Raw genomic sequence first — 19,099 nt, 5'->3', positions numbered from 1 at the left:
CCGCCCTCGTAGACTGCGGAGCATGGTGACACCCGCACGGCTCTCACCCTTCGCGGCCGCCGGCTGGTGGGCGCTCGACTACCTCGATGCCGCGAAGCAGCAGCTGCGCGTGCTCACCGTGCCGAAGACGCCGAAGCGCTGGGCGATCGGCGATGCCGGCAAGCCGACGATCCTGCTGCTGCCCGGCGTCTACGAGCACTGGTCGTTCATGGCGCCGCTCGGCGACGCGCTGAACACCCACGGCTACCGGGTGCAGGTCGCCCACGGGCTCGGCGCGAACCTGCTCGCGATCCCCGAGACCGCCGAGCGCGTCTGGCGCGCGCTCGCGCGGATTCCGACCCCGCCCGAGGGCCGCGTCGTCGTCGCGCACTCCAAGGGCGGGCTCATCGGCAAGCGTCTGCTGGTCCGCGACGTCGACCATCGACTCGACCTGCGCGGGCTCGTGGCGATCGCCACTCCCTTCCGCGGCGCGAGGCTCGCCCGCTACCTGCTCGACCCGAGCATGCGCGAGTTCGACCCTGACAGCGCCACGATCGTCGAGCTCTCGAGCGTGGCATCCGTCAACTCGCGCATCGTCTCGATCTTCGGGGTCTTCGACCCGCACCTGCCCGAGGGCAGCTCGCTCGCCGGCGCCACGAACCGGCTGCTGCCGGTCGCGGGCCACTTCCGCATCCTCTCGGCGCCCGAGACGGCGTCCGCGGTGATCGCCGGGGTGGAGTCGCTCTCCGCGCCGCCGGAGGCGGTCGCCGAGGCAGCCGCAGAGGTCGTCGCCGCGGCAGCGGAATCCGAGGCCGAGGCCGAAGCCGAAGCCGAAGCCGAAGCCGAAGCCGAAGCGACGATCGCTCAGACGTCGTCGAAGGGGCGAGCGTAGCGGAACCCGCCGCGATGCTCGTCGGTCGCCGCCGCGAGGCGGAGCGCCTGGAAGTACTCGCCCCACGCGGGATCGGGTGCGAGGATCCCGAGCTCGGCGCCGGCGACGAATCCGAACCGCCCGTAGTAGGCGGGGTCCCCGAGCAGCACGATGACACCCTCGTCGTGCGATTCGGCGACGCGAACCGTCTCCGCGATGAGCGCAGCACCGATGCCGCGGCCCTGATGGCCCGGCAGCACGCCGATCGGACCGAGGCCGAGGGCTTCGGCATCGCCGATGCTCGCGCGGGTGCTGATGCAGTAGCCGACGACCTCGCCGTCGATCTCGGCGATGAGCGCGAGCTGCGGGATCAGGGCGTCGGAGTCGAGCAGCGCTGTGTTCAGCCCGACCTCGATCGGCGGTGCGTCGGCGGTCGTGGTCGGCGTGGCGAATGCGATCGTCAACAGCCGTTCGACCGCGTCGCGATCGGCCGACCTGAACGCCCGGATCGACATCAGTGCACGTACTCGAGCAGGTCGAGGCCGACCTGGCGCATGCCGTCGAGCACCGCGAGACGCGAGGAGATCATCGTGTCGGCGTAGTACATCGACACCGCGTACGAGACGCTCGCGCGCGGCCCCCGGAGCACACCCACCTCGCTGCGGACGCCGCCATCGGTGCCGGTCTTGTTCATGAGCAGGACGTTGTGGTCGGGCGTGCGGTGCGCGAGCGGGTCGAGCCCGAACGCGCTCGCGACCATCGAGAGGTCGGCGTTCAGCGAGAGCCACCCGACGACGCGCTGCGACACCTCGGGCGAGACGATCTCGCCGCGGGCGAGCGAGGCGAACAGCCAGGTCAGTTCCTTCGCCGAACCGATCGAGAGCTGCGGGGCGTCGTCGGGACCGCGGTGGTCGCGCACGAGGTCGAGCAGCGCCGTGCGGGTCAGGCCGAGCGTCTCGGTGCGGGCGCGTACCGCCTCGAGGCCGACGTAGCGGATGAGCACGTTCGTCGCGAGGTTGTCGCTCGTCGCCCCGATGAGCGCCGCGAGATCGGCGAGGGGCAACGACGGCGACTGCATGTGCTGCCAGATGCCCGAGTCGCCGACGGAGTCGCGCGGTGCACGGTCGAGCACGGTGAACGACTCGCTGCTGTCGCCGGCGAGCCTCGAGGCGACCTCGACGAGCAGCAGCACCTTGCCGATCGACGCCGTCGGCATGACCACGTGGTCGTCGACGGAGAAGAGCACCTTGCCGGTCGCGAGGTCGGTCGCGCGCGCCGAGACCTGCACCCCGGCGAGCGCCAGTTCGCCGAGGGCGTCGAACCCGCGAGCGAAGTTCTCGCCCGGCTCCTCGGTGCGGTGCTTGCCGCGACGGAGGTCGCTATGCCGTGCGCGCCGCTCCGAACCCTGCGACGACGTCACCACGGTGATTCCACTCCCTGACGGTCGGCGCTCCCCCACCGCGTCAGCGGCGCGCTCGAGATTTCTCGGTTGTACTTGCAGCTCTGCGACTACCAGATCGTCACACGCTCGGCTGGCTCGAGCCAGAGGGCGTCGTCGGGAGTCACTTCGAAGCTAGCGTAGAACTCGTCGATGTTCCTGACGATCTGGTTGCAGCGGAACTCGTTCGGCGAGTGCGGATCGATCGCGAGCAGGCGCACGACCTCCTCATCGCGTCCCTTCATCTGCCAGGCCTGCGCCCAGGAGAGGAAGAAGCGCTGCGCTGCGGTGAGCCCGTCGATCACGGGCGCCGATGCGACGTCGCCGCCGAGCGAGAGCACGTAGGCCTTCCACGCGATCGCGAGCCCGCCGAGGTCGCCGATGTTCTCGCCGATCGTGAGGGCGCCGTTGACATGCGGCGCCGCGGCATCCGCTTCGCTCACGTTCTCTTCGCCGCCGCCCGCCGCCTCCGGCTGCGCGGCCTCGACCCCGGCGGCCTCGACCCCGGCGCTCTCGAGCTGGGCCGGCACGAGCTCGTCGTACTGGGCGATGAGCGCCGTCGTGCGCGCTTCGAAGGCGGCGCGGTCGGCCTCGGTCCACCAGTCGGTGAGGCGGCCGTCGCCGTCGTACTTCGAGCCCTGGTCGTCGAAGCCGTGCCCGATCTCGTGCCCGATGACGGCGCCGATCGCACCGTAGTTGGCGGCGGCATCGCGCTCGGCGTCGAAGAACGGGTACTGCAGGATCGCCGCCGGGAACACGATCTCGTTGAACCCGGGGTTGTAGTACGCGTTGATCGTCTGCGGCGTCATGAACCACTCGTCGCGGTCGAGCGGCTTGCCGATCTTGCCGAGCTCGCGGTTGAACTCGAACTCGGCGGTGGCGCGCACGTTGCCGACGAGGTCGTCGGAGATCTCGAGCGCCGAGTAGTCGCGCCACTTCACCGGGAAGCCGATCTTCGGCGTGAACTTCGCGAGCTTGTCGAGCGCCTTCGCCCGGGTCTCCTCGCCCATCCACTCCAGCGCGCCGATCGACTGCCGGTAGGCCTCGACGAGGTTCGCGACGAGGTCGTCCATCGCCTCCTTCGCGGCGGGCGGGAAGTGCCGCTCGACGTAGATGCGGCCCACGGCCTCGCCCATGGCGCCCTCGACGAGCGAGACGCCGCGCTTCCAGCGCTCGCGCATCTGCGGGGTGCCCGTGAGCGTGCGGCCGTAGAAGTCGAAGTTCGCCTCGACGAAGTCGTTCGAGAGGTAGGCGGCGCTGCCGCGCACGACCTGCCAGGCGAGCCAGTCCTTCCACGCCTGCAGGCGGTCGTCGGTGAGCAGCGCGCCGAGCCCCTGCACGAACGAGGGCTCGCGCAGCACGACCTCGTCGAACGCACCGGCCGGCACGCCCATGGCGTCGCGCCAGATGTTCAGGTCGACGGCGGCCTCGGCCGCCGCGTCATCCCACGCGAACAGGTTGTACGTCTTCTCGCTGTCGCGGGTCTCGACGTTGCTCCAGTGCGCCGCCGCAATCGCGGTCTCGAGCTCGAACACCCGGGCCGCGCGCTCCTCGGGGGCTTCGAGCTGCGCGAGCCGCAGCATCCGCTCGAGGTGTGCGCGGTACGCGCCGCGCACCGACTCGAAGCGCTCTTCGCGGAAGTAGCTCTCGTCGGGCAGGCCGATGCCGCCCTGCTCGACGAAGACGAGGTAGCGCTCGGGGTCGCCCGGGTCGTTGTCGACGTAGAGCTGCAGGAAGCCGGGCACGCCCTGGCGCTCGAGCCGGCCGAGGGTCTCGAGGAAGGCGTCGACCGAGTCGATCAGGTCGACCTCGACGAGCTGGCCCGCGATGGGGGTGGCGCCGAGCAGGTTCGCCCGCTCCTCGTTCATGAAGCTCGCGTACAGGTCGCCGACCTTGCGGGCCTCGGTGCCGGGCTCGGCCGCCTGCGACTCCTCGATGATCTCGCGCACGGCCTGCTCGGCCTCTTCGTGCAGCACGAGGAACGAGCCGTACCTGGCCTTGTCGGCCGGGATGTCGGTGCGTTCGATCCACTTGCCGTTGACGTGTCGGAAGAGGTCGTCTTGCGGGCGGATGCCCGCGTCGAGTTCGTCCTGCTTGATTCCGGAGGGCAGCGCGACATCGGTCATGCCATCCACCCTAAGCGCGGGTGCCGACGAACGGGCACTCGGGATGCGGGCGACGCGCGGGCGTCCGGCGACCTCGCAGGTTTCCCGATCTCCCGGGGCCTCAGGCCGCGTCGGCGCCGTCGAGGTACAGGCTCGCGACGAACGCGTCGATCGCCGCGCGCGCCGGGTCGCCCATCATCTCGCCGACCGCGTAGACCGCGAACGCGAGCTCGGTTCCGTCGGCGGCCCGCACGAGCCCGCCGAGGGAGCACACGATGTTGATGTAGCCGGTCTTCGCACGAACCGCGTCGCCGACGATCGCGTCGTCGCCCGTGAAGCGATTCCGGTTGAAGGTGCCGTCCGGCCCGGTGGCCGGCAGCATGTCGTCGATCACGCCGAGCCCGTGCTCGCGACGATGCGCCCGCACCAGCAGTTCGGCCACGAAGCGCGCGGGCACCGAGTTGCGATCGCTGAGGCCCGATCCGTCGCGGACGGTCAGCCCCTCGATGGGCAGGCCGTATCGCTCGAGCAGCACGGGGATCGCGCGCGAGACCCCGGCGAAGTCGGCCGTCTCGCCGATCGCGATCGCCGACAACCGGGCGAGCGATTCCATGAGCGCGTTGTCGGAGGTCTCGAGGCCGAAGCGGATGAGCTCGGACAGCGGCGGGGAGCAGACCTCCGCCAGCACGGCCGCGGCCGGGAGCGCGCGCCCGCGTGAGATGCGGATGTCGCGTCCCCCGCCGACCAGCTCCGCGAACGCGGCACCGACCCGGCCGACCGGGTCCTCGCTCCTCGGCGTGTCGTCGATCGTCGGGTCGTCGCGGTCGCCGTCGACCTGGAGCGCCGTGATGAAGGGGATGTACCCCTCGGGGCTCCGGCCCTCGGCGTCCCATTCGGGCAGCCACGGCTCACCCGCGAACAGCGAGTCGTCGAGCACGAGGCGGTCGACCACGCCGTCGCCGATCGCGGCGAGCACGGCATCGGCGAGCGTCTCGAGGTGCGCCGAGGCGCGATAGAAGGACGCGGTTCCGACGGGGAGCCTGGTGAGGGTGACGTCGCCGCCGCCCACGAGCACGATCTCGCCGGGCTCGGCGCCGGCGACCACCCTCGTCGCGATGCGGTGGTCGGGGCCGAGGGCGGCGAGGGCCGCCGCCGACGTGAGGAGCTTCAGGACGCTCGCGGTCGGACCGGGCAGGTCACCGTCGCGATCGAACACGACACGGCCGTCGGCGACGTCGATCACGTGGATGCGCGCCGCGCCCAGTCTCGGATCGGCTCCGCTCGCGGTCGTGCGCGTCGCTTCCACTCTCGTCTCCGCCGTCATCGGTCATCCCCTCACCACACCACTCAGGCGCAACATACGAAACGTATCTTCACTGGATGGCCAGCAGCTTACGGTACGGAGGGCGTCCTGGCATATGGCATTCGGAGCAGATCTCTGGAGGAGCTGCCGAAGAGGACCTGGGTCCGTTCCACGATGCGCCGGAATCGGCCATGATGTGCACAGCGCTCACCCTGTCGGCGCTCGGAGGCGAGGACACGTGGAACGCGGTACGCCCGGGCCGCCGCTCGCCCAGTCGCTCGGATCGGCACTGACGCTCCTCCTGGCGGTCGGCGTGCTCTTCGCCGCGCTCGAGGCGGTGATGCTGTTGCCGGTCGACCGCGAGTACTGGGTCATCCTGCTGTTTCCGGTCGTCGCCCTCGTCTGGTTCGTCGCGGGCACCGTGGCGTGGCGCCGTCGCCCCGGCAGCCGAATCGGCCTCATCATCTGGATCGGCGGCATCGCGACCCTCGTCGCCGGCCTGGTGAACACGGATGTGCCCCTTGCCGCCGTCATGGGGGCGATCTTCGCGACCGTGACGATCGCGGTCACCGTGCACCTGCTCCTCGCGTTCCCGAGCGGGCGCCTGCCCGACACCAGGTCTCGGGTGATCGTCGTCGCCGCGTACCTCACCGCGACGGTGCTGCAGATGCCGACCGCCGTCTTCACCGGGGGCATCCTCGTGCCGTTCGGTGTTCCGATGGACGCCGAGCCGGCGGCGATCGGCGACAGCGTGCAGCGCATCGCCGCCTTCGCCCTGTCGGTGGCCACGGCGTTCGTGCTCGTCGACCGACTGCGCCGGGCCTCGCCGGCCCGGCGCCGGGTGCTCGCGCCGCTGTACGGCTACGGCGTCGGCTCGGTGCTGCTCATCCCGACCGTCGCGCTCGCGCTCGGCCTGCTGCCCCTGACCGTCGTGGTCGCCATCCAGCTGACGCTCGTCGCCGGCATCGCCGTCGCCTTCGCGGTCGGCGTGATGATCGGCAGCTTCGAGCGCACCGCGGAAGCCGAGGAGCTCGCGGCGTGGCTCGGAACCGAGGAGCCCGGCCGGGCGCCGCTGCGCGCCGCGATCGCACGCGCGCTCGGCGATCCGACCGTCGACGTCGTCTACTGGCTGCCGGTGCGCGACGGGTTCGTCGACGATCGCGGCGTCACGGTCGACCTCCCCGACCGCGACGGCCGGGCGGCCGTGGTGATCGAGTCGGCAGGGCAACCGGTCGGCGCGATCATCTACGACGCGCAACTGCTGCCCGAGCCGAGCCGGGTGAGAGCCGTCGGCCGCGTTGCGGCGATCGCCATCGCGCGCGAGCGCCTCACCACCGAACTGCGCACCAGCCAGACCGCGCTGCGGCACTCGAGGGTGCGCCTCGTCGAGGCCGCCGACCGTGAGCGCCTGCGTATCGCGAAGGATCTCCACGACGGCCTGCAGGTGCAGCTCGTGCTGCTCGCCCTCGAGGCCGGCCGCATCGAGGGCGCCGCCGAAGATGCGGCGGCGCGTTCCGAGGCGGCCCAACTGCGGCAGGGCATCGAGGCCGCCGCCGACGCGCTGCGGCGTCTCGTGCACGACGTCATGCCCGCCGCCCTCGTCGAGCGTGGGCTCGTGCTCGCGGCCGAGGACCTCGTCGACCGCATGCCCATCCCCACGCGGCTCGAGACGAGCGGACTCGAGGCCCCGCTCGGGTCGACGGTCATGAACGTCGCCTACTTCATCGTCGCCGAGGGACTCGCGAACACGGCCAAGCACGCCAGGGCAGCCTCGGCCTCAGTCCGCCTCATCCGTCGGGCCGACGTGCTCACGATCGAGGTCGCCGACGACGGCATCGGCGGTGCGACCGATCGACACGATCGAGGCCTCGCCGGGCTCGGCGACCGCGTCGACGCGATCGGTGGGCGGATGTCGCTGGCCAGCCCGCCCGGCGGCGGCACGCTGCTCACCGCGGAGCTGCCATGCGGGTCGTGATCGCGGAAGATGAGGTGCTGCTCCGACAGGGGCTGCGGCTGCTGCTCGAGGAGGGCGAGTTCGACGTGGTCGCGGCGGTCGGCGACGGGGACGAGCTCATGACCGCGGTCGGCGCGCACCGCCCCGATCTCGTGATCACCGACATCCGGATGCCGCCGTCGAACAACGACGAAGGCCTGCGCGCGGCACGCCGCATCCGCGAGCAGTACCCCGACACCGCGATCGTCGTGCTCTCGCAGTACGTGCAGCGGAGATACGCGATCGAGCTGCTCGACGGCCGCGCCGCTCGCGTCGGCTACCTGCTGAAGCAGCGCATCGCCGACATCACCGCCTTCCGCGACGACCTGCACCGCGTGGTCGACGGCGGCACGGCGCTCGATCCCGAGATCGTCGCCGTGCTGATGTCACGCGCCGGCCGCGGTGCGGGGGTCGTGCGCGAACTCACCCCGCGCCAGCGCGAGGTGCTCGCCTACATGGCCGAGGGCCGGTCGAACGCCTGGATCGGGCAGAAGCTCGTGCTCACCGAGAAGGCCATCGTGCAGCACACCTCGAACATCTACGACGCGCTCGGGCTGCCGGTCGCCGCCGACGACCATCGGCGCGTGCTCGCCGTCATCCGGTATCTCGACGGCGTCGCCGGCTGAGCCCGGCTGCCGCTCGCCGCTCGCCGCTCGCCGCCGAGCGGGCCCCGCTCGAAGCCGGCGCCCAGGGGCGACCTAGGCCCATGGTGGCACCTCTCGCGAGCCGCCAGAGTATTGGCTGCGCACTCGCTGCGCCGCGATCGAGAGGATCTCCCATGGCCCTGTCAGCTGCCATCCCGATGACGAACGCCGCGATCGGCGTCGCCCGCGCCGCCGACGTGATCTCCCCCGGCCTCGCGGCGAGGGTCGCCGCACCCATGTTCGGCAGCTCCCGACCGGTACGACGGGTCCGCGACTCCGAGCGAGGCGTCCACGAGACCGCCCGGCGGAGTCCGTTGCCGCTCCCCCATGGCAGCGGCGTCGTGTACGAGTGGGGCGCCGGCCCCCGAACCGTGCTGCTGGTGCACGGCTGGCGCGGTCGCGCCTCACAGTTCGCACCGATCGTGCGGGAGCTGCGCGCCGCCGGCTGCCATCTCGTCGCCTTCGACGCACCCGCGCACGGCGACGGGTACGGGCGCCGCACGGTCATCCGCACGTGGATCGACGCGATCGACGCGATGCACCAGCGCTACGGGCGCTTCGAGGCCATCATCGGGCACTCGCTCGGCGCTCTCACCGCGATCAACGCCGTGCGGGAGGGCGTCGCGTCGCCGCGCGTCGCGGCGATCGCGCCGGTCTCCTCAGGCCGCTACCTCTTCGACACCTTCGCCGGCCACGTCGGGCTCAGCGACCGGGCCGCCGAGATCCAGCGCGATCGGTACCGCGAACGCGTCTTCTCGGACTTCGAGGATCCCTGGCGCTACTTCGACGCCGTGCGTGCGCCCATGTCGTCCGACGTCGAACTCCTGCTCGTGCACGACCGCGACGACTCGCAGATCGCCGCGAGCGAGAGCATGCGCCTGCACGCCGCGCACGGCGAGAACTCGCGGCTGCTGCTCACGAGCGGCTTGGGCCACGGTCGCGTGCTCGCCGCCGACCAGACCCTCGACGCCGTGAGCTCCTTCGTCGACGGCGGACTCACCGCCGTCGACCTCGACGGGATCGGCGACGAGCAGACGACACGTTCGTTCGCCTGAGCCCGCGCGAGCGGGGGTCGGGGGTACGGCCCGGCCCCCGTTCGTCGCGTCGTCGTGGACGCACCCGTCGTCGGCGGACGCCCGTAGGCTCGAGACGCCCATGAACGATCCTCGCAACGAGCCACCGAGCGCGTCCCCGTCGACTCCGAAGGACGCGTCGACTCCGAAGGACGCGTCGACTCCGAAGGACGCGTCGACTCCGAAGGACGCGTCCGCCCCGACGACCGCGCCGCGTGCCGGCGTCGACCGCGAGATCCTGCGCCTCGCCGTGCCGGCGCTCGGCGCGCTCATCGCCGAGCCCCTCTTCCTCCTCGCCGACACCGCGATGATCGGCCACCTCGGCGCCACGCCCCTCGCCGGCCTCGGGCTCGCGAGCGCGGTGCTGCAGACGATCATCGGCCTCATGGTCTTCCTCGCCTACGCCACGACCCCGGCGGTCGCTCGCCGGGTCGGACTCGGCGATGTGCGCGGCGCGGTCGCCTCGGGCATCGACGGGCTGTGGCTGGCGCTCGGCATCGGCGTCGTGCTCGCCGTCGCCGGGTGGTTCGCAGCACCTGCGCTCGTCGGGCTCTTCGGGGCCTCCGAGGCGGTGACGGCCGAGGCATCCGTCTACCTCTCGATCTCGATGGCCGGGCTGCCCGCGATGCTCATCGTGTTCGCGGCCACGGGCCTGCTGCGCGGCCTGCAGGACACGCGCACCCCGCTCTGGGTCGCCGGCATCGGCTTCGCCGTGAACATCGGCCTGAACTACCTCTTCATCTACGTCGCCGGCTGGGGCATCGCCGGCTCGGCCGTCGGCACGGTCGTCGCACAGTGGGGCATGGTCGCGGTCTACCTCGTCGTCGTCGCCCGGCACGCCGCTCGCGCCGGTGCGAGCCCGTGGCCGCACCATGCCGGAGTGCTCCGCGGCGCGACCTCCGGTGGCTGGCTGTTCCTGCGGACGCTGAGCCTGCGGCTCGCCCTGCTGCTCGCCACGTGGGCGGCGACGTCGCTCGGTTCGAACGAGCTCGCGGCGTTCCAGGTCGCGATGACCCTCTACTTCACGATGGGCTTCGCCCTCGACGCGCTCGCGATCGCCGCGCAGGCGCTCGTCGGCCGCGACCTCGGCGCCGGCGACGTCGCCGGTGTGCGCGCGGTGCTGCGGCGCTGCCTGCAGTGGGGCGTCGGCAGCGGCGCCGTGATCGGCGTGCTGCTGCTCACGACGGCGTGGGTGCTGCCCGGGCTCTTCACGAGCTCGGCGGATGTCGCGGCGCTCCTGCCCCCGACGCTCGTCGTGCTCGCGCTCTCGGCCCCGCTCGGCGGCATCGTCTTCGTGCTCGACGGCGTGCTCATCGGCGCCGGCGACGCCCGCTACCTCGCCTGGACGGGCATCGTCAACCTCGTCGTGTTCGTGCCGCTCGCCCTCTGGGTGGTCGCCGTCGCCCCGGCCGGCGCCGCCGGACCTGCGTGGCTCATGGCGTCCTTCGCGATCGGCTACCTCGGCGCGCGCGGGGTCACGCTCGGGCTGCGGGCGCGCAGCGCGGCATGGATGGTGGTCGGCGCCGGGCGCTGAGGCGCACGACCTCGACGGGCCCGCTCACGCCCCGCGCTCGGCGCGCCACTCGACGAGCAGCTCGGGCATGCGGCGCTGGATGAAGAGGAAGAAGTCGCTCATCTCCGCGATGCGCTGCGACGCGAGCGAGTCGGGGTCGTCGATCGCGGCGACGGCCTTCGACGCGAGCACCTCGAGGTGGTCGTAGAGCGGGTTCTTGCCCATCGTCACCGTGTACCAGGCGTGCTCGGGCAGCTCGTAGAGCACCCGGCGCGACCCGGGCTGCGAGACCCGGCGCACCATGCGCAGCGTCTGCAGGTAGCGCACCGCCCCCGAGATCGCGGCGGCGCTCGCGACCAGCTGGTCGCCGAGCTCCCTCGCGGTGAGGCCGGTCGACTCTGCGGCGATGAGCGCCATCAGCACCCGCGCCGGCATGCGCGGGAAGCCCGCCTCGGCCATCGCCGCGGCGGACTGCTCGACGAACTCGTGCATCGCCTGTTCGTCTCGCGCCATGCTCCCCATCCTCACAGAACGAGCGGGGCAAGAGCGGATGCCCCGCGCCGGCCGTCACCCGCCGAGTGCCAGGTCCCGTCGGCGCACGAGGGCCGTCGCCCCCGCCGCCACGACGACGGCGATGCCGGTCATCACCCATGCCGCGGTCCAATCGATCGTCTCGGCCGTGACGATCGGCGTGTGGCTGAACGGCGAGACGTCGCGGAGCCACTCGGGGAACCCGAAGAGCCCGCCGAACTGCCCCAGCACGATCGCGACGAGCAGCACCGCCCAGCCGAGGGCGATCGAGGCCCGCGGCACCAGTGCGAACACGAGGGCGGCGACCGCGACGATCACGAGGCAGGCCGGCAGCTGGGCGAGCCCGGCCTCGGCGACGGTCGACATGCGCTCACCGGCATCCGGCGACCCGATGAGTCCGACGAAGGCGCCGAGCACCGCGAAGGCGAGCACGGCCGCGACCGAGACGACCCCGATCAGGAGGTAGGCCGAGAACCAGCGGAAGCGCGACACGGGTGCGGCGAGCACGAGCTCGGCGGTGCCGCCGGCTTCGTCCTGCCTGGCCCGCATGACGGCCTGCACCCCGCCGACCGCGGCGAGCACGCCGACGAGACCGAAGAGTCCGGTCGTGAAGAGGTCGATCAGACCGCCCTCCGCGTTCGGGCCGGCGAGCGAGGCGAGGGTGTCGCTGATCGCCTGCCCGGCCTCCTCGCCGTCAGGGGTGTTCACGAGGTCGACGACTGTTTGCCCGACGGCGCCGAGCACGAGGCCGAAGAGCGCCCCGCCGATGACCCACCCGATGACGGGATTGCGGAGCGTGCGCCAGACGAGGCCGATCGGCCCCGAGAGGCTGAGCGGCGCGTGCAGGCGTCCGGCGCGCTCGGGCACGATGCTCGAGTCGAGATCCCGGTGCGACTGCAGCCAGGCCGAGGCGGCGAAGAGCACCGCACCGAGGCCGATGCAGAGGGCGAGTGGCCAGACCAGCTGGTGCGTGTACGGCGCGACCGCCTGGCCCCAGCCGATGGGGCTCAGCCAGCTCCACCAGCCCGCCTCCATGCTGAGGCCGTCGGGCTGCACGGTGCCCGTGGCGTCGCCCATCGCGCGCAGGGCGTAGCCGAGCGTGACGATCGCGGCCGCGAGTCCGTTGGCACCCCGCGACGTGCGCATGAGCTGCGCGCAGGCGAGCCCGACGCCGAGGTAGGCGATGCCGACCGCCGACATGGCCGCTCCGTAGAGCAGGGCGCCCGAGGCATCCGCACCGAATGCGAAGGCCACGCCGCCCATGATCGCGCCGACCAGGACGCTGAGGATGATTCCCTCGAGCGCCGTCGCGAGGAGCGGCGCGATGCGGCCCGCCGGCGTCGAGCCGACGAGCTCGGCGCGGCCGGCCTCCTCGTCGCCGCGCGTGTGACGCACGGCGAGGAAGGTCATCATCAGGCCGATCATGAGGCCGAGGAATCCGAACAGCAGGAAGAACTGGAACGCGTCGGCGTCGGTGCCCTGCGGGGTGCCGCGCAGCATCAGGATGGCCGGGCTCATGATGACGAGCCTGATCACGCTCGCGCGCTCGGCCTCGTCGCCGTAGGTCTCGGTGACGGCCGTGTGGCCGACGACCTCGAGCAGCGCGAAGAGCGCGAGCCACACGATGATCTGCACCCGGTCGCGGCGGAACCGCGCGAGCAGCAGGGTCGGCAGGGTGTTCATCGCACGCCCTCGAGGCTCGATCGGGCGGGCTCGTCGAGCTCGTCGTGGTAGTGCCGCATGAAGAGCTCCTCGAGCGAGGGCGGGTTCACCGTGACGCCCGTCGCTCGCAGGCGGCCGAGGGTGGCGAGCACCTCGGGCATGGCGTCGGAGTCGGCGGTGAAGCGCACGCGAGCGCCGTCGACCACGAGGTCGTGCGCGCCCGGGATCGCCGCGAAGCCGGCCGGGTCGAGGCCCTCGCCGGCGAACGAGATCTCGGTGCGGGTGAGGTGGCGGAGCTCGGCGAGCGTGCCCGTCTCGACGGTGCGCCCGGCGCGGATGATGCTCACCCGGTCGCACAGGTGCTCGACCTCGGAGAGGATGTGGCTCGACAGCAGCACGGTCGCGCCGTCGCCGAGGAGCGCCGCGATCTCCTGTCGGAAGACCGCCTCCATGAGCGGGTCGAGGCCCGAGGTGGGCTCGTCGAGGATGTAGAGGTCGGCGGGCGTGGCGAGGGCTGCGATGAGCGCGACCTTCTGCCGGTTGCCCTTCGAGTAGGTGCGGCCCTTCTTCGACGGGTCGAACTGGAAGACCTCGGCGAGGTGCTCGCGCCGGGCCGCGTAGGCGCGCTTGTCGGTCGTGCCGCCGCGGAGGCGCGTGAGCAGGTCGATCGACTCGCCGCCCGAGAGGTTCGACCAGAGGTTCACGTCGCCCGGCACGTAGGCGATGCGACGGTGCAGCTCGACGGCGTCGCGCCAGGGGTCGCGGCCGAAGAGCGTCGCGTTGCCGCCGCTGGCCCGGATCAGGCCGAGCAGCACGCGAATGGTGGTGGACTTCCCCGCGCCGTTCGGGCCGAGGAACCCGTGCACCTCGCCGGCCTCGACGCTGAGGTCGAGCCCGTCGAGTGCACGCACGCGACCGAAGTGCTTCTCGAGGCCGCGTGTTTCGATGACGGTGTTCATGAGGCCGACACTACGCTTGTTTCACAAATTTGTGAATCTTCCTAACGGATCCCTAACGGCGGATGCGCGAGCAGCGGATGCCGCGGGTGGCCTCGGCGGGCCAGGCGGATGCCGCGGCCACGGCGAGCTGCTCGAGTGACGTCGAGATGTCACGAGTCGTCGCATACCGGCGGGCCTACCGACAAGATGCGTCATCTCGATGGGTGGGTGTGTGGCGCCAGCGGGTGGCGGGAGGCTGGTCGCGCCAGCGGGTGCGGGAGGCGTCTGCGGGTCGCGTCAGCGGGAGGCGGGTGGCGCGCGGCGCGCGGCGCCAGCCGCTGCGTCTGCGGGTCGCGTCAGCCCGCGGCGCGCGGCGCAGCCGTCGTGTCGCCGACGTGCAGCGTGCTCGTGAAGCAGCGCGACTCGGGCGGCTCGCCGGAGAGCATCTGCACGACGGCCTCGCCGGCCGCGCGGCCCTTCGCGACCGAGGGCTGCACGAGCGTCGTGAGGTCGTGCTGCAGGCCGTCGACCCGGATGCCGTCGAAGCCGAGCACGCTGAGATCGCCCGGCACGTGCATGCCGAGCTCCTCAGCCGCCTGGATGACGCCGGCCGCGAGCAGGTCGCTCTGCGCGATGATCGCGGTCGGGCGGTTCGCCGGGTCGGCGAGCAGCGCTCGCGCCGCTTCGAGCCCCTCCTCGATCGAGCTCGCGGCGGCGGCGCGCCCGGTCGCCTCGGGGAAGATCCCGCGCGCTCCGGCGAGACGCTGGCTCGCCGTCGCGGCGGTGCTCGCCCGCAGCAACTCGTCGGTCAGCGGGCCACGGGTGCGTGCGGCGTCGAAGGGCAGCGTCACGATCGCGACATCCGCGTGCCCCAACTGCCGCAGGTACTCGGCACCGCGCCGGGTCGCCTGGAGGTTGTCGATCGAGATCTCGGGGATGTCCTCGCCGGTCTCCCCTTCGATGGCCACGGCCGGGATGCCGCGGCGTCGCAGCGCCTCGATCGTGTCGGCGAGACGCGGACTGCAGCCGATGAGCACGACGGCATCGACCGGCGCGCTCTCGATGCTGACGGCGTGCTCCCCCGGCTCGCCGGTGTCGGTGAGGAGCAGCAGACCGGCGCCGAGCGGCGCGATGCCCTCGGAGATGCCGTCGAGCATCTGGATCTTCACGGGATCGAGGAACGCCGCGCGCACACGCTCTTCGAGCACCACGCCGACGATGCCCGAGCGGCCGCGACGCAGCGACCGGGCACGCGGGTCGGGGCCGGCGTAGCCGAGTTCGGATGCCGCGGCGAGCACGCGCTCCTTCGTGGCATCCGAGACCGGGCCCGAGCCGCTGAAGGCGAGCGAGGCGGTCGACTGCGAGACCCCTGCGCGCGCCGCGACGTCGGCGAGCGTCGGGCGTGGAGCTGCATCGGACTGCATGCGCCCGAGTCTAGGCCGAATCGATTCGAGTGGCACTCGCGGCGTGACGAGCGCCCGACGCGTCGCCATCCCATATGCTCGCCGCATGTCGAGAACCGCCCTCATCACCGGTGCGAGCTCCGGGCTCGGCGCCGAGTTCGCCCGCCAGCTCGCCGCCACCGGCGCCGACCTCGTGCTCGTGGCGCGCGACCGCACCGCCCTCGACGAGCTCGCCGAGCGGATCCGTCGCAAGCACGGCGTCGCGGTCGAGGCGCTGCGCGCCGACCTCCTGAAGCCACGTCACCTGAAGCTGGTCGTCGAGCGCCTCTCCGACCCCGAACGACCCGTCGACCTGCTCGTCAACAACGCGGGCTTCGGGCTTCCCCTCGACTTCGCCGGCAACGACATCGACGACGAGGTGCGCCATCTCGAGATGCACGTCGAGGTGCCGATGCGGCTCAGCCACGCGGCGCTCCGGGCGATGCTCCCCCGCGGTCGGGGTCGCATCATCAACATCGCATCGGTCGGCGCGTTCATTCCGCGATCGACATATGGCGCGTGCAAACGGTGGCTCGTCGTGTTCAGCGAGTGGGCGAACGGCCAGTACGGGCCGCAAGGGGTCACGACGACGGCCGTGTGCCCGGGCTACACGCACACGAACTTCCACGAGCGACTGGGGCTGCCGCCCGGGCAGGAGGGCGTTCCGGACTGGATGTGGCTCGATGCCCGCACCGTCGTCGCCGACGGCCTGCGCGACGCCGCGCGCGGCAAGGCCGTCTCGGTGCCCTCGCTGCGCTATCGGCTGATCATCGGCCTCGTGCGGTTCGCACCCCGCTCGCTGGGCGCGCGGGTCGGCGCGCGGGGGCGCTGACGCGCGAGCATCTGCCGGTCGAGCCCGTCGAGACCCGGTAGTCCTGAGCGGGGTTTCGACAGGCTCAACCCGCAGAACCAGGTCGTCTGCCGGTCGAGCCCGTTGAGACCCGGTCGTTCTCGGGCAGGGTTTCGACAGGCTCAACCCGCAGAACCAGGTCGTCTGCCGGTCGAGCCCGTCGAGACCCGGTCGTTCTCGGGCGGGGTTTCGACAGGCTCAACCCGCAGAACCAGGTCGCCCAGGCGCAACCCGCAGAACGAGGTCGTCTGCCGGTCGAGCCCATCGAGACGGCTACTCGGCCGCGGCCACCTCGTCGCGAGCCGCCACGAAGGCGGCGACGCAGCGACGGATCTCGTCTTCGGAGTGCGCCGCCGACAGCTGCACGCGGATGCGCGCGGCCCCTCGGGGCACGACCGGGAAGCTGAACGCCGTGACGTACACCCCGTGCTGCTGCAGCGCGTCGGCCATGCGCGCGGTGAGTGCGGCGTCGCCGAACATCACCGGCACGATCGGGTGCTCGCCGGGGAGCAGGTCGAACGAGGCATCCGTCATCAGTGAGCGGAAGAGCGCGGCGTTGCCCCGCAGCTTCTCGCGCAGTTCGCCCGACGAGGCGAGCAGCTCGAGCGCCTGGATCGTGCCCGCCACGATCGCCGGCGCGAGCGTGTTCGAGAAGAGGTAGGGCCGGGCGCGCTGACGCAGCAGGTCGACGATCTCCTGGCGGGCCGAGACGTAGCCGCCGGATGCCCCGCCGAGCGCCTTGCCGAAGGTGCCGGTCGTGATGTCGACCCGGCCCTCGACGCCGCAGTGCTCGGGCGTGCCGCGGCCGTGTTCGCCGACGAAGCCGACGGCGTGCGAGTCGTCGACGAAGACGAGCGCGCCGTACTTGTCGGCGAGGTCGCAGATCTCGGCGAGCGGCGCGATGTAGCCGTCCATCGAGAAGACGCCGTCGGTCACGATCACCCGGCGGCGGGCGTCGGATGCCGCGACCAGCTGCGCCTCGAGGTCGACGAGATCCCGGTTCTTGTAGCGGTAGCGCCGAGCCTTCGAGAGGCGGATGCCGTCGATGATCGAGGCGTGGTTCAGCTCGTCGGAGATGATCGCGTCGTCGGGCCCGAAGAGCACCTCGAACACCCCGCCGTTGGCGTCGAAGCACGAGGAGAAGAGGATCGTGTCGTCGTACCCCAGGAACGAGGAGACCTGCTTCTCGAGCTCGAGGTGCAGCTCCTGCGTGCCGCAGATGAACCGCACGCTCGCGAGTCCGTAGCCCCACTCGTCGAGACCGGCGTGCGCCGCCGCGACGATGCGCGGGTCGTTCGCGAGGCCGAGATAGTTGTTCGCGCAGAAGTTCAGCACCTCGCGCCCCGCGACCTCGATCTCGGACGATTGCGGGCCGTGGATGCCGCGCTCGCGCTTCGTGAGCCCGGCGGCCTCGATCTCGTCGAGCTCGGCGCGCAGCTGCTCCTTCACCGTTCCGTACATGTCTACAGCTCCGTCCAGTCGAGGATGACCTTGCCGACGCCGCCCGAGGCGGCCGCATCGAACGCCGCACGCCACTCGCGTGCCGGGTAGCGGTCGCTGATGATCGAGGCGACGCGCGAGCGCAGCTCGGAGCTCGTCTGCAGCATCGCGCTCATCGAGTTCCACGTCTCGAACATCTCGCGCCCGTAGATGCCCTTCATGGTGAGCATGTGGGTGACGACCTTGCCCCAGTCGATCGCGTACGGCTCGGCGGGCAGGCCGAGCAGCGCCATGCGCCCGCCGTGGTTCATGTTCTCGATCATCTCGGGCAGCGCCTTCGCCGAGCCCGACATCTCGAAGCCGACGTCGAAGCCCTCGCGCATGCCGAGGCGCTCCTGTGCGGAGCGCACCCGCTCCTTCGAGACGTCGACGACGGCGTCGGCGCCCATCGAGAGCGCGAGCTCGAGGCGGGCCGGCGAGACGTCGGTCGCGACGATGAAGCGTGCGCCGACGTGGCGGGCGACGGCGATCGACATCAGGCCGATCGGGCCGCAGCCCGTGACGAGCACGTCTTCGCCGACGACCGAGAAGGCGAGCGCGGTGTGCACGGCGTTGCCGAAGGGGTCGAAGATCGCGCCCACCTCGGGCTCGATGTCGGCGTGGTGCACCCAGACGTTCTCGCCGGGAAGCACGACGTACTCGGCGAACGCGCCGTCGCGGTGGAGGCCGAGGCCCTTCGTGCGGATGCACATCTGGCGGCGCCCGGCGCGGCAGTTGCGGCACATGCCGCAGACGATGTGCCCCTCGCCCGAGACGCGGTCGCCGACGGCGACGTCGTGCACGAGCGGCCCGACCTCGACGACCTCGCCGTAGAACTCGTGGCCCGGGATGAGCGGTGCGGCGATCGTCGACGCGGCCCAGTCGTCCCACTTCTCGATGTGCAGGTCGGTGCCGCAGATGCCGGTGCGCAGCACCCGGATCTTCACGTCGGCGGGGCCCGTCTCGGGCTCGGGCCGATCGACGTACTCCAGGCCGGCGCCGGCGGCGGGTTTGTAGAGGGCCTTCATCGCAAGAAACTCCATTGTTCAGAACATGAACCGCTGGGTGCGGCGGCTCATGCGAGTGGTCCGGTGGATGCGCCGGATGACCAAGCCATCGTACCGGCGATGCTGCGGATGCCTCGGCGAGCCGGGAGTGGGCGCGACGCGCTCTCGACAGCGATCCAGAGGCAATAGTAGCGCGTGACGTGTGATATATGACACGATGACCGCGGCGCATCGATGACGACGCGCCACTCCGGCCGGGGGCCGGAGATCG

Annotated in this window: 16 protein-coding genes; 6 read left to right on the top strand and 10 right to left on the bottom strand. The window is 71.7% G+C overall.

Annotation, left to right across the window (positions count from 1 at the left end; translation table 11 throughout):
• The first annotated feature begins 22 nt into the window (after positions 1-22).
• Positions 23-871, top strand: a complete 849-nt coding sequence (locus BUR99_RS11940) for an esterase/lipase family protein (protein WP_074260596.1) — start codon at positions 23-25, stop codon at positions 869-871.
• Here BUR99_RS11940 and BUR99_RS11935 read toward each other — a convergent pair.
• The 4 genes from BUR99_RS11935 to BUR99_RS11920 form a co-directional block, all read right to left on the bottom strand.
• Positions 844-1,365 carry a GNAT family N-acetyltransferase gene (locus BUR99_RS11935; protein ID WP_074260595.1) on the bottom strand — a complete coding sequence of 174 codons (522 nt, stop codon included), beginning with the start codon at positions 1,363-1,365 and terminating at the stop codon, positions 844-846. The two genes, BUR99_RS11940 and BUR99_RS11935, sit on opposite strands and share 28 nt — an antisense overlap.
• Positions 1,365-2,273, bottom strand: coding sequence for a serine hydrolase (locus BUR99_RS11930; protein ID WP_074260594.1), 909 nt, complete (start codon positions 2,271-2,273; stop codon positions 1,365-1,367). Before BUR99_RS11930 ends, BUR99_RS11935 begins: the two co-directional genes overlap by 1 nt.
• A gap of 86 nt (positions 2,274-2,359) precedes the next feature.
• Positions 2,360-4,414, bottom strand: coding sequence for a M13 family metallopeptidase (locus BUR99_RS11925; protein WP_074260593.1), 2,055 nt, complete (start codon positions 4,412-4,414; stop codon positions 2,360-2,362).
• Positions 4,415-4,514: 100 nt separating this feature from the next.
• Positions 4,515-5,717, bottom strand: a complete 1,203-nt coding sequence (locus BUR99_RS11920) for a D-alanyl-D-alanine carboxypeptidase/D-alanyl-D-alanine-endopeptidase (protein WP_084183951.1) — start codon at positions 5,715-5,717, stop codon at positions 4,515-4,517.
• 217 nt (positions 5,718-5,934) lie between these two features.
• Here BUR99_RS11920 and BUR99_RS11915 point away from each other — a divergent pair, with 217 nt between their 5' ends.
• The 4 genes from BUR99_RS11915 to BUR99_RS11900 all read left to right on the top strand — a co-directional run bounded on the left by BUR99_RS11915 (position 5,935) and on the right by BUR99_RS11900 (position 10,940).
• Entirely contained in the window at positions 5,935-7,671 is a 1,737-nt protein-coding gene (locus tag BUR99_RS11915) for an ATP-binding protein (protein ID WP_200802719.1), read from the top strand.
• Positions 7,659-8,315: a response regulator transcription factor gene (locus tag BUR99_RS11910; protein WP_074260591.1), complete on the top strand. Its 657-nt coding sequence runs from the start codon at positions 7,659-7,661 to the stop codon at positions 8,313-8,315. Before BUR99_RS11915 ends, BUR99_RS11910 begins: the two co-directional genes overlap by 13 nt.
• A 152-nt stretch (positions 8,316-8,467) precedes the next feature.
• Complete coding sequence (locus BUR99_RS11905) at positions 8,468-9,388, top strand: alpha/beta hydrolase (protein WP_159440990.1); 921 nt, start codon at positions 8,468-8,470, stop codon at positions 9,386-9,388.
• 100 nt (positions 9,389-9,488) lie between these two features.
• A complete protein-coding gene (locus tag BUR99_RS11900; protein WP_084183949.1) occupies positions 9,489-10,940 on the top strand; it encodes an MATE family efflux transporter in 1,452 nt (483 codons plus the stop codon).
• Positions 10,941-10,964: 24 nt separating this feature from the next.
• Here BUR99_RS11900 and BUR99_RS11895 read toward each other — a convergent pair whose 3' ends face one another.
• The 4 genes from BUR99_RS11895 to BUR99_RS11880 all read right to left on the bottom strand — a co-directional run bounded on the left by BUR99_RS11895 (position 10,965) and on the right by BUR99_RS11880 (position 15,474).
• Positions 10,965-11,432: a GbsR/MarR family transcriptional regulator gene (locus BUR99_RS11895; RefSeq protein ID WP_074260589.1), complete on the bottom strand. Its 468-nt coding sequence runs from the start codon at positions 11,430-11,432 to the stop codon at positions 10,965-10,967.
• Positions 11,433-11,486: 54 nt separating this feature from the next.
• Entirely contained in the window at positions 11,487-13,133 is a 1,647-nt protein-coding gene (locus BUR99_RS11890) for an ABC transporter permease (protein WP_074260588.1), read from the bottom strand.
• Complete coding sequence (locus BUR99_RS11885) at positions 13,130-14,071, bottom strand: ABC transporter ATP-binding protein (RefSeq protein ID WP_074260587.1); 942 nt, start codon at positions 14,069-14,071, stop codon at positions 13,130-13,132. The genes BUR99_RS11890 and BUR99_RS11885 overlap by 4 nt, the downstream gene beginning before the upstream one ends.
• Before the next feature lie 335 nt (positions 14,072-14,406).
• Positions 14,407-15,474 carry a LacI family DNA-binding transcriptional regulator gene (locus BUR99_RS11880; protein WP_074260586.1) on the bottom strand — a complete coding sequence of 356 codons (1,068 nt, stop codon included), beginning with the start codon at positions 15,472-15,474 and terminating at the stop codon, positions 14,407-14,409.
• Positions 15,475-15,559: 85 nt separating this feature from the next.
• Between BUR99_RS11880 and BUR99_RS11875 the strand changes: the two genes are divergently transcribed.
• Positions 15,560-16,324 (top strand): SDR family NAD(P)-dependent oxidoreductase, encoded by a 765-nt coding sequence (locus BUR99_RS11875; protein ID WP_074260585.1) that lies wholly within the window; start codon positions 15,560-15,562, stop codon positions 16,322-16,324.
• 291 nt (positions 16,325-16,615) lie between these two features.
• Here BUR99_RS11875 and BUR99_RS11870 read toward each other — a convergent pair whose 3' ends face one another.
• Entirely contained in the window at positions 16,616-17,803 is a 1,188-nt protein-coding gene (locus BUR99_RS11870) for a glycine C-acetyltransferase (protein ID WP_074260584.1), read from the bottom strand.
• 2 nt (positions 17,804-17,805) lie between these two features.
• On the bottom strand, positions 17,806-18,849 hold the full coding sequence (gene tdh / locus BUR99_RS11865) for an L-threonine 3-dehydrogenase (RefSeq protein WP_074260583.1): 1,044 nt from the start codon (positions 18,847-18,849) through the stop codon (positions 17,806-17,808).
• Positions 18,850-19,099 lie beyond the last annotated feature (250 nt).

It is taken from the genome of Agromyces cerinus subsp. cerinus, assembly GCF_900142065.1.
Lineage (GTDB): Bacteria > Actinomycetota > Actinomycetes > Actinomycetales > Microbacteriaceae > Agromyces > Agromyces cerinus.
This window is presented reverse-complemented; position numbering and strand designations above follow the sequence as displayed.

Coding starts and splice junctions, on each gene's coding strand:
- BUR99_RS11940 (WP_074260596.1), top strand. CDS start 23: ATGGTGACACCCGCACGGCTCTCACCCTTCGCGGCCGCCGGCTGGTGG.
- BUR99_RS11935 (WP_074260595.1), bottom strand. CDS start 1,365: ATGTCGATCCGGGCGTTCAGGTCGGCCGATCGCGACGCGGTCGAACGG.
- BUR99_RS11925 (WP_074260593.1), bottom strand. CDS start 4,414: ATGACCGATGTCGCGCTGCCCTCCGGAATCAAGCAGGACGAACTCGAC.
- BUR99_RS11920 (WP_084183951.1), bottom strand. CDS start 5,717: ATGACGGCGGAGACGAGAGTGGAAGCGACGCGCACGACCGCGAGCGGA.
- BUR99_RS11910 (WP_074260591.1), top strand. CDS start 7,659: ATGCGGGTCGTGATCGCGGAAGATGAGGTGCTGCTCCGACAGGGGCTG.
- BUR99_RS11905 (WP_159440990.1), top strand. CDS start 8,468: ATGGCCCTGTCAGCTGCCATCCCGATGACGAACGCCGCGATCGGCGTC.
- BUR99_RS11900 (WP_084183949.1), top strand. CDS start 9,489: ATGAACGATCCTCGCAACGAGCCACCGAGCGCGTCCCCGTCGACTCCG.
- BUR99_RS11895 (WP_074260589.1), bottom strand. CDS start 11,432: ATGGCGCGAGACGAACAGGCGATGCACGAGTTCGTCGAGCAGTCCGCC.
- BUR99_RS11890 (WP_074260588.1), bottom strand. CDS start 13,133: ATGAACACCCTGCCGACCCTGCTGCTCGCGCGGTTCCGCCGCGACCGG.
- BUR99_RS11885 (WP_074260587.1), bottom strand. CDS start 14,071: ATGAACACCGTCATCGAAACACGCGGCCTCGAGAAGCACTTCGGTCGC.
- BUR99_RS11880 (WP_074260586.1), bottom strand. CDS start 15,474: ATGCAGTCCGATGCAGCTCCACGCCCGACGCTCGCCGACGTCGCGGCG.
- BUR99_RS11875 (WP_074260585.1), top strand. CDS start 15,560: ATGTCGAGAACCGCCCTCATCACCGGTGCGAGCTCCGGGCTCGGCGCC.
- BUR99_RS11870 (WP_074260584.1), bottom strand. CDS start 17,803: ATGTACGGAACGGTGAAGGAGCAGCTGCGCGCCGAGCTCGACGAGATC.
- tdh (WP_074260583.1), bottom strand. CDS start 18,849: ATGAAGGCCCTCTACAAACCCGCCGCCGGCGCCGGCCTGGAGTACGTC.